The organism is Candidatus Benthicola sp. (assembly GCF_058719085.1).
Genome location: NZ_JBZQEK010000196.1, coordinates 1 through 8209, shown reverse-complemented (window position 1 = coordinate 8209; position 8209 = coordinate 1). Strand labels below are relative to the sequence as shown.

Sequence of the window (8209 nt, the reverse complement as noted above, 5' to 3'; positions counted from 1 at the left end):
GTCGAGCGCATCCTCCAGATCGAGGACCGGCTCGGATTCCTGGACCAATACGTGGGCCGACGCGCACCGGGTGCGGTGCAGGTTCGTCCGCCCGAGGCGCTGCCGCCTCCGCCCTGACGACGGGTCTCAGGCGGGTGGCGCGCAGCGGTCAGGGGCCGCGGGACCGCTTTCCTTCGATCAGGGCCTCTTGGATCGGAATCTTCGGCCCGAGGCTGGCGTAAATCGAGTAGCTGAGGCCGAACAACCCCAGGAATCCAGCCGTGACCGCGGCCTCGATCCACCCCAGCGGGACGCCCTCACCGTGCCACGTGGAGGGGACCACCGCCATGTACTTCTCGAGCCAGAAGCCCAGCAGGATGATCAGCCCGACGAACGACAGGTAGCGCGAGTTCATCTTCGGCACCCGCCAGAGCAGCATGGCGAATGGGATCGCGAATACGAGCGCCATCTGCAGGTAGAGCAGGGGACCGAAGCCATGATCGAGGCGCTGCTCGAAGAAGATCGTCTCGCGCCCCAGGTTCCCGTACCAGATGGGCAGGTACTGCGAGTACCACATGTAGCTCCAGAAGATCACGAAGGCGAACATCAGCTTGCCCAGATCGTGGAACTCGTACTTCCCCCAGACATCGTCCAGGTGGTATCGGCCGCGGTATCTCTGTGCGATCACGGCAACGAGCGCCAGCAGACAGAGCCAGCCGCTCATGAAGAAGAGCGCGCCCCAGATCACGCTGTAAAAGCCCGGCATGAGGGACATGGTCATGTCGAAGCTGAGCAGACTGAACACCAGCACCCAGGCCAGGATGAGCAAGGGCCCGAACCACCCCATGATGCCGCGGGCGCGCTCCGCCTCCTCATCGTCTCCACGCCATCCGCGCGACAGACGCTCCAGGTAGCGCTTCCGCCACCCGGTCTGCTTCTCCGCCGCCAGCCGGGCATCGGGCCGGAGGGAGAGCCGCAGGAAGTAGAAGCTCATGGCGTAGAGCACGAACAGGAGTATGCCGTTCCTCAGGAAGACGCCGTCGTGGGTGAGCCACTCCCGGTTGATGTGTCCCTCGATCGGTTCCATCCACGGGAAGATGTAGTCGGCTCCCCAATACATCCCGATGAACACGATCAGCGAGATCGGAAGGAAGGCCCCGGTTGCCTCCGCGACCCTGCGGAACGGCTTGCCCCAGTGACCCTTGGCGGCCACCAGCACGGCGCCGAAGACGACTCCTGCCTGCGCGAGCGCCGTCCAGAACAGGAAGTTGATCCACACGGCCTGCCAGGCACGCTGCGGAGCCTGTCGGATGGCCACGAGGAAGCCGGCGCCGCCGAGCACGATGGCGACGAGCCACAGGGCCCCCGCCAGGCCGCTGACGCGGCCGGAGACCGTGTTGAGAGCCACGTCCCGGATCTTCTCAGAATCGTGCGAGCTCAAGATATCGTCCATCCGTTCATGCGTACGGTGTTCGTCCGCTCATTCGGCAGCGGGAGCCTCGCGCTGGAGCTTGCGGACGTACTCCACCAGGTACCACCGGTCGTCGTGAGGGACACGGCGGTACGAGGGCATCACGCCTCGTCCGTTCGAGATCATCCCGTATATGTATCCGTCGGACAGATCCATCGCCCGGTCCGACAGCAGGTTCAGCGTCGGGAGCGGCGGCAGCCGGTTCTCGCCCACTACGGGGCCATCGCCGGCGCCGGTCTCGCCATGGCACATCACGCAGAACTGCAGAAAGAGGACTTCGCCCTGCTCCAGCACGTCCGGCGTCGCATCGAGAGGGTTGGTGAGCAGGGTGTCGGCTGCCAGCAGGTCCAGATGCCGGGATGATCCGACCGGGACCGTGCCCTCGACCGGCATCATCGGCTCGACCTCGTACGTTTCCACCGAGGGCTGACGGGTCATGGTCTCGAACCAGGGCACGTATTTCACCTGGTCGTCGCACCCCGACAGGGTCACGCCGAACGTGAGCAGCACGCCGCCGGCCAGGAGCCGCATTCGGGGGCTCATACGCCCACCTCCACCTCGACGGCCCCGGCATCCCGGACCAGCGATTCGACGCCCTTCTGCTCCGCGCCCGCGGCGGCCCGGACGTAGACGCCGAAGCGGTCCACGGAAAAGTCGGTCCGGTACTGGCTCGACAGGCGACCGGGCTTCCGCATGTGGTGCAGCACGCCGAGGAAACCGAACAGCCCGGTGAACAGGATCGTCATCTCGAACATGATCACGAAGTAGGCCGGCCAGGAGAGGATCGGCTTGCCCTGGGTGACCAGGGGATACGCCAGCGCCGTCAGGCCCGTGAGGGCGACGGCCGTCGTGAACCCGGTGATCCCGCCGATCAGCGCCCAGCGGCGCACCGGGCTCGAGACGATCCCCAGCGCCTCCTCCAGCTCCGGAGCCGGGAAGGGCGAGTACACGTCCAGGTCCGAGTGTCCTTCGGACTTCAGGCGTTCGATCGCCGAACGGGTCGCGCCCAGAGTTTCGAACTGGGCCAGAATGCCACTCATGCTCAGTGCCCGTGCTCGTGCTCGTGTGCCAGGTGCTCCTTCACTTCCGCGATGCTGATCGTCGGCAGCGTCTTGGCGAACAGCAGGAACCAGAAGAAGAACCACGCGAAGCTGCCCACCATGATGGTGAGCTCGGTCAGGGACGGCGTGTAGACGTGCCAGGCGCTCGGATCGAACTCGTGCGCCAGAGACGTCACGATGATCACGAACCGCTCGTACCACATCCCGATGTTCACGAACACCGAGATGACGAACAGCGCCTTGAGGCTGTTGCGGGTCCGCTTGAACCAGAGGCTCATCGGCACCACGACGTTACAGAACACCATGATCCAGAACGGACCGGCGTAGAAGCCCGTGGCCCGCCATCGGAAGCTCTCGATCTCGATCGGGTCCGCGGAGAACCAGGCGAGGAAGTACTCCATGCCGTACGCGTACCCCACGATCAGGGACGTCAGCAGCAGGAGCTTGGCCATGTTGTCGAAGTGATACTTCGTGATGTACTTCTCGAGCCCGAAGGCCCAGCGGAGCGGGATGGTGATCGTGATCACCATGGCGATACCCGAGAAAATGGCGCCCGCCACGAAGTAGGGCGCGAAGATCGTCGAGTGCCACCCCGGCACGATCCCCATGGCGAAGTCCCACGACACCACGCTGTGCACGGACAGCACCAGCGGCGTGGCGATGCCCGCCAGGTACAGGTACAGGCGCCGGTAGTGGCTCCAGTCCTTGACCGTGCCCTGCCAGCCCAGCGAAAAGACCCCGTACAGCTTCTTCTTCAGACCGGTGAACTTGTCCCGCAGGATGGCGAGGTCGGGAATCAGCCCGAGGTACCAGAACACCAGGCTGATGGTGAAGTACGTCCCGATCGCGAACATGTCCCAGACCAGCGGCGACCGGAAGTTCGGCCACAGGAGGCGCGTCGACGGGTACGGAACGAGATAGTAGAAGTACCACACCCGACCGAGGTGAATGAGCGGGAACAGCCCCGCCGTCATGACCGCGAAGATGGTCATGGCCTCCGCAGTGCGGTTGATCGTCGTCCGCCAGCCCGACCGGACGAGGTAGAGCACGGCCGAGATCAGGGTGCCGCTGTGGGCGATGCCGACCCAGAACACGAAGGTGACGATGTAGACGCCCCAGTTGACCGGGTTGTTGATCCCGGCCATGCCCATGCCGTTCCGGATCTGGAAGGCCCACGCCACCCCCGCCGCGGCGATGAGCACGCCACAGATCGCCAGCAGCAGCCAGTATCTCTTGTACGGCGTGGAGATCGGCCGGCTGATGTCCTGGTTCGCGTCGGCGAGGCTGGGAAGCCCCTCTCTCGGAACGTCGATCTCAGCTGTTGCCATCAGTGCTCCGGTGCCTCTTCCGCCGTCGTCTCGTCATGTCCCCCGCCGTGCCCGTGCGATCCTTCCGGCAACGCGGCGTGGGTCACGCTCTTCAGGTAGGTCACGGCCGGGCGCGTGTTCAGCTCATCCAGCATGGCGTAGCCGCGGGAGCCCTTGGCCTTTCGCGAGACCCGGCTGGCCGGGTCCTTCAGGTTGCCGAAGGTGATCGCCTGGGTCGGGCACGACTGCATGCAGGCCGTCTGGATCTCTCCGTCCTCGACCAGGCGCCCCTCCGCCTTCGCGTCCAGCTTGGCGCGGTTGATGCGCTGCACGCAGAACGTGCACTTCTCCATCACGCCCTTCGACCGGACCGTCACATCGGGGTTCAGCTGCAGGTTCAGCGGATACGGGAAGTCGTACGTGAACCAGTTGAACCGCCGGACCTTGTAGGGACAGTTGTTCGCGCAGTACCGGGTGCCGACGCAGCGGTTGTACACCTGGCCGTTCAGCCCTTCCGGCGTGTGGTAGGCCGCGTATACCGGGCAGACCGGCTCGCACGGCGCGTCGCCGCACTGCTGGCACAGGGTCGGGAACTGGACCGCCTGGAAGCCGTCTTCCACTTCCTCGTAGTAGCGCATGATCTGCAGCCAGGACATCTCCCGTCCCTGACCGCACAGGTCCTCGCCCACGACCGGAAGGTTGTTCTCCGAGTAACAGGCGGTCACGCACGCGCCGCACCCCGTGCACGCGTTCAGGTCGATGGTCATGCCCCAGCGGTACGGGCTCGCCGGATCGGAGTCATACGCCGCTTCCACCAGGGTGGTGAGATCGATCTCGTGCTCCATGGCGTTGGGCACGTCCGCGATGTTGATGATCTCGGCGATCTCCCGGTCGAGATCCGAGTCGCTGCCCTGCATGATCACGAGCTTGCCGGACCGGCCCGTGGCCGTCAGCGTGGCGGCCGCGCCGGCGTAGGCGAGCGCCCCACTCCGCTCATCGGGCGTCCCGTCGAGCAGGTCCAGGGCGTTGAACCCGCGTCCTGCCGCGGTCCGACCGTAGGCGCTGTGTCCCTGGCCGAGCGGCACCGCGATCGTATCGGGCCGTATGCCACGGTAGACGCAGGCCGGAGCCGTGACGCTGCCCGCCTCCGTTCGCACCTGCACGAGGTCGCCGGTCTCGACTCCGAGCGGCCCGGCCGTCTCCGGGTGGATCTCGACCCAGGCGTTCCAGACGGCCTTGGTGACGGCGTCCGGGAATTCCTGCATCCACGGCCGGTTCGCCCCCCGGCCGTCGTAGAACTGCACCGTCGGGTAGGTCACGAGCGTGAAGTCTTCCGGTGCCGTGAAGGTCCGGAAGGAGTGGTTGGCCGCCGCCGCGGTGAGCGCGGGGGCCGGATTGGCGATCTCGGGGACGGCGAGAGCGACTCCGCCGTCCGACAGGGCCCGGTGCCACCATTCATCGAAGGAAGGCCGGTCCGGGCCCATGCGCCCGTGCAACTCTCGCCACACGTTCTGCAGGTACGTCCGGTAGTCCTCGGCACCCAGCGTGTCGCCTCCACCGGACGCGGCGGCGATCTGAAGCAGGATGTCCTCCCGCTGACGCGTGTCGAACACCGGCTGCATGACCGGCTGCGCCAGGGCCATCCAGTCGCGGCCGAGCAGCCCGTCGCCCCACGACTCGAGCTCGTGATGCGATGGGAGAAGCCAGCCGGCAGCCGCCGCGGTCTCATCTTCGTGGGAGGACAGGCAGATCACGTTCGGGACGTGGCCCAACGCCTCGCCGAACCCGATCGAGCTCGGCAGCGCATACGCCGGGTTCGACCCGGCCACGATCAGCGTGTGAACCTCGCCATCGGTCATGCGGCGGCCCAGATCGGCGATGGCGGCATACGGGAGGTGCCTCGGACGCATCGTCCCGCCGTCGAACCTCACCGTGGTACCGATGGCCCCGGACACGTAGTTGAGAAGGACGACCGCCAGGTGCGCATCCGTCGCCAGCGGACCCTGTCCGTCGATACCGGGGGGCAGAGCGATGGGGGCCCGGGCCGAGGCGAACTGGTCCGCCAGGGCCTCGAGCTTCTCGGCCGCCACACCGGTGGACTCGGCCACCGAATCGAAAGTGAAGGGCGCCAGAAGTCCTTCGACCCTCGCCGCTCGTCCGTCCGCCTTCCGCGCGGCCACCTCTCGCGCCACGGCGAGGGCTACCAGGGTCTCGGTGCCTGAACGGGCCGGAATCCACTCGTCCGACTTGAGACCCGACAGGGAGAGACGCGGCCCGACGAAGGTGAAGCGGGCCTGCACCCCGTGATCCGCGAAGCGACTCGCGGCGAAGCGGGCGCCCATCTCGACCGGGGCGAGCCAGGTACCCAGGAAGTCGGCGCCGAAGCACAGGATGTGATCCGACTCGTTGATCGCGAAGGTGGGAATGGCGTCCACGCCGAACGCGATGCCATTCGCCGTTCTGAGCGCTTCCAGTCCCAGGGGTTCCCATGGCATCCAGGTCGCGCCGACCGCGGCCGCCCATTCCTGGTAGAAGCGGGCAGTAGTTCCGAGCGCCGGCGGTGTGAGCAGCACGGTCGTGCCGCCGGCCACGGCCTCACCGGCCGCCGCGATGGCGTCCTCCCAGGTCCGTTCGGTCAGCCCATCCGCGGTGCGCTGGCGCGGTCCCGGCACTCGATCCGGGTCGTAGAGATCCTGGAGAGACGAATGGGCGAGCGCCGACAGGGCCCCGCCCGTCGGTCGGTCCGGGTTGCCTTCGAGCTTGATGACCCGGCCGTCGCGCACGCTGGCGTGAATGGCCAGCGGCTCCGGCCCCGCACCCGTAAGCAGCGTCGCATACGCGACGTTGGTCCCCGGGATGATTTCTTCCGGCGGGATCAGGTACGGAATCAGCTTGTCGCCGTTGTCCGGAGGTCCGCACGCCGCGGCCGCCGCGCCGGCGCCCGCCACGCCCATCACCTTGAGGAACTCGCGCCGGCTGGTGCCGTTCACGTCGCGCTTCGCGTCGCCGTCGTTCATTCGGTCGTGGTCCGTGATCATCAGTAGTGGCACGCGAGGCAGTCGATCGGTGCCCGGTTGGCCCCGTACTGCTGGTCGAGCTGCCGGGGATACAGGCCGATCGGCTGTCGCTCATCCGGAGTCGGCGGCACGGGGTACTGTTCGACGAGGAGCCGGTCCGTAGCCACGTCCGTGTCCTCGCCCGGACCCCAGTGGCAGTCGAGGCACCATCCCATCTTGAGAGACGAGTACTGGTAGACCCGGTCCATCTCCTCGACCGGACCGTGGCACTCCTCGCACTCCACCTGGCTGCGGATGTGCGCTCGGTGCGGGAAGTGAACGAAGTCCGGCACCTTGTAGACCCGCTCCCACGGCACCGGCTCTCCCGAGTCGTAGTAACCGCGCAGCCGCTGGATCGGCTCGAGGTTGGCTCCCACGATCCGGTGGCATCCCATGCACAGGTCGACGGCCGGAATCACGGCGATCGCGGATTGGTCCGAGCCCCCGTGGCAGTATTCACACTGCATCAGGAGCTCCTGCGAGTGGAACCGGTGGCTGAACGGGATCGGCTGCTCCGGACCCTCCGTCGCGTTCTCGTGCGCGGCGATTGCCTCATCGGCGGTCTGACCCGTAGGAGTGCGCGGCTTGATCGGGTCGATCTTCCCCGGCTCCTCCTGTGCCGCGGCCATCGCCGGAGACTCCTGGCCCGTCGCGTCCTTCGCGATACTCCCGAAGACGAAGAAGCCAACGGAGAGAACGGCGGCAGCCATCGCGGCGACGGCGAAAAGCCTTTGACGTGAGGTCATGGGTCCTGTCGGTGTTCGAACGATCCTGCAGCGGCGTGCGCGGCCTTCCGCCCGGCGCCCCGCACGGGTCCCCGTCATTGAGCCGGGTCAAGGTATCAGATCTGGGGGGTGACGCAAGACGAGCGGACGGGCCTCAACCGGGCCCCTGGACCCCGATCGGTCGCTCTCTACCTTGACCTCCCGAGACGGCTCCACTACCTTCTTCGGTCTCGCGAGCGGGGGCGTGCGCCCCTCGCTCGCGAGCGCGCGTTCGGGGGGCCTTAGCTCAGCTGGCTAGAGCGCTACGTTGACATCGTAGAGGTCACTGGTTCGAGTCCAGTAGGCCCCATCGATACGGCTGTTTGACAAGCTGTTCCTCGCAGTTTCATGGGGCTGTAGCTCAGTTTGGTTAGAGTGCCGGTCTGTCACACCGGAGGTCGCGGGTTCGAGTCCCGTCAGCCCCGTATCATCCCCAGCAGGGGGCCGTAGCTCAGTCTGGGAGAGCGCTTGAATCGCACTCAAGAGGTCGCGGGTTCGAGTCCCGCCGGCTCCACTCTGCCACCGTAGCTCAGAGGTAGAGCACTCGATTCGTAATCGAGCGGTCGTCGGT

At 66.6% G+C, this 8209-nt stretch carries 6 protein-coding genes and 3 tRNA genes; 3 read left to right on the top strand and 6 right to left on the bottom strand.

Annotated features, from left to right (window positions below; translation table 11 throughout):
• Positions 1-148: 148 nt before the first annotated feature.
• Genes AC36XV_RS13705 through AC36XV_RS13680 form a run of 6 tightly spaced genes read right to left on the bottom strand, consistent with a single transcriptional unit; the run spans position 149 to position 7620 of the window.
• On the bottom strand, positions 149-1420 hold the full coding sequence (locus AC36XV_RS13705; protein ID WP_492204249.1) for a hypothetical protein: 1272 nt from the start codon (positions 1418-1420) through the stop codon (positions 149-151).
• Between the two features lie 39 nt (positions 1421-1459).
• Positions 1460-1993: a c-type cytochrome gene (locus AC36XV_RS13700; protein WP_492204248.1), complete on the bottom strand. Its 534-nt coding sequence runs from the start codon at positions 1991-1993 to the stop codon at positions 1460-1462.
• Complete coding sequence (locus AC36XV_RS13695) at positions 1990-2490, bottom strand: DUF3341 domain-containing protein (RefSeq protein WP_492204247.1); 501 nt, start codon at positions 2488-2490, stop codon at positions 1990-1992. The genes AC36XV_RS13700 and AC36XV_RS13695 overlap by 4 nt, the downstream gene beginning before the upstream one ends.
• A gap of 2 nt (positions 2491-2492) precedes the next feature.
• Positions 2493-3839 (bottom strand): NrfD/PsrC family molybdoenzyme membrane anchor subunit, encoded by a 1347-nt coding sequence (gene nrfD, locus AC36XV_RS13690; protein WP_492204246.1) that lies wholly within the window; start codon positions 3837-3839, stop codon positions 2493-2495.
• Positions 3839-6835, bottom strand: coding sequence for a molybdopterin dinucleotide binding domain-containing protein (locus AC36XV_RS13685; protein WP_492204245.1), 2997 nt, complete (start codon positions 6833-6835; stop codon positions 3839-3841). Before AC36XV_RS13685 ends, nrfD begins: the two co-directional genes overlap by 1 nt.
• Before the next feature lie 20 nt (positions 6836-6855).
• Positions 6856-7620 (bottom strand): cytochrome c3 family protein, encoded by a 765-nt coding sequence (locus tag AC36XV_RS13680; protein WP_492204244.1) that lies wholly within the window; start codon positions 7618-7620, stop codon positions 6856-6858.
• Positions 7621-7874: 254 nt separating this feature from the next.
• Here AC36XV_RS13680 and AC36XV_RS13675 point away from each other — a divergent pair.
• From AC36XV_RS13675 to AC36XV_RS13665, 3 genes are all read left to right on the top strand, one after another.
• Positions 7875-7948, top strand: a tRNA-Val gene (locus AC36XV_RS13675).
• Positions 7949-7988: 40 nt separating this feature from the next.
• A tRNA-Asp gene (locus tag AC36XV_RS13670) sits at positions 7989-8063 on the top strand.
• 15 nt (positions 8064-8078) lie between these two features.
• A tRNA-Ala gene (locus tag AC36XV_RS13665) sits at positions 8079-8152 on the top strand.
• The last annotated feature ends 57 nt before the right edge of the window (positions 8153-8209 follow it).